The following is a 1394-nucleotide window of genomic DNA, read 5'->3' on the forward strand; positions in this document are numbered from 1 at the left end:
GAGGCATAGTCGGTAGGATGAGTAAGCACATCATTACGAAGTCCGAACGTGGGAACCACGCTGTAATTCGAAACACAGTGCTGTCTATGTAGATGTCGCAGTGATCAATGGAAAGAAGGTGTCCTTACTTGGGGAGATCTCTTGGTTGCAGGTTCAACAAGAGAAGTCAGCAGAGGTCATAGTAGGCGATACAAGTACCGACAAGTTTCGGAGAACTCACCTCGCTGAAGGACCGAAGGTTACAGTGTCCTTAATTGAAAATGGAGGCTTATTCTGTTAATTCAGCAGAAGAAGAATAGGCTAGCCTTTACAAAGCAGGACTAGGTTTTAAATTTTAGTAGAATGATCGAACAAGTAGTGTCTAAAGTAAATATGAAACGGGCTTATCAGCGTGTTTACCGCAATGGAGGAAGTGCAGGAATTGACAAAATGTCGATTGCTCAACTCTTCTTTCATCTACAGAAAACATGGGATAATACAAAAAGCGATTTGCTTTCGGGGCAGTATTTACCACAGCCGATTAAGGGTGTAGAGATACCAAAACCGAATGGAAAAACACGTCTTTTAGGAATTCCGACTGTACAAGACCGCCTCATTCAGCAGGCACTGCATCAGGTTTTATCTCCTATTTTCGAACAGGAGTTCTCGAAGTTTAGTTTTGGTTTCCGTCCAAACAAAAGTGCTCATGATGCACTGAAAACATCATTATCCTACATCAATAGTGGCTATCAACATATTATTGATATCGACCTTAAAAGCTTCTTCGACGAAGTGGATCACAGCATCTTACTGCAACTGATCTACCAAAGAATCAAATGTCCTATCACCATGAAACCGATCCGTAAGTTCCTAAGAGCACCGATTATGATTCAAGGAAAACTGAAGAAAAGGCGAAAAGGTGTTCCGCAAGGAGGACCATTAAGTCCACTTCTTTCTAATATCTTGCTCCATGAACTGGATCTCTTTTTAATAGAACGAGGAGTTCGTTTTGTGAGATATGCCGATGATTTTAGTATTTATGTCAAGTCTGAAAAAGCGGCAAAACGTGTAGGAAATAATGTGTATGTATTTCTACGAGATGTCCTAAAACTACCGATCAATCGGGAGAAAAGTGGAAAACGACGTCCTCTAGATTTTGAGGTGCTCGGCTACGCTTTTGTATCGAGCTATAAGAAAGGTTCAAAAGGACAATACCAATTGGTTGCCAAAGGTGATTCATGGAAAAAGTTGAAGGCAAGTCTCAAAGAGGTGACCCGAAAAACAACTCCCATGAGCTTCGATGAACGCCTCAAGAAACTCCTAGAAATACAAAGAGGGTGGGTCAACTATTTTAGTTTAGGAAGCATCCAGCGAAAACTGAAAAAGGTAGATGAATGGGTAAGAAACAGGCTCCG

The 1394-nt window shown here is 41.4% G+C and carries 1 protein-coding gene; it reads left to right on the forward strand.

Annotated features, from left to right (window positions below; translation table 11 throughout):
• Positions 1 to 342: 342 nt before the first annotated feature.
• A partial coding sequence (gene ltrA / locus IC221_RS29145) for a group II intron reverse transcriptase/maturase (RefSeq protein WP_188172305.1) occupies positions 343 to 1394 on the forward strand: 1052 nt, incomplete at its 3' end.

It is taken from the genome of Flammeovirga sp. EKP202, from assembly GCF_014534745.1.
In the GTDB taxonomy this organism is placed as follows: domain Bacteria; phylum Bacteroidota; class Bacteroidia; order Cytophagales; family Flammeovirgaceae; genus Flammeovirga.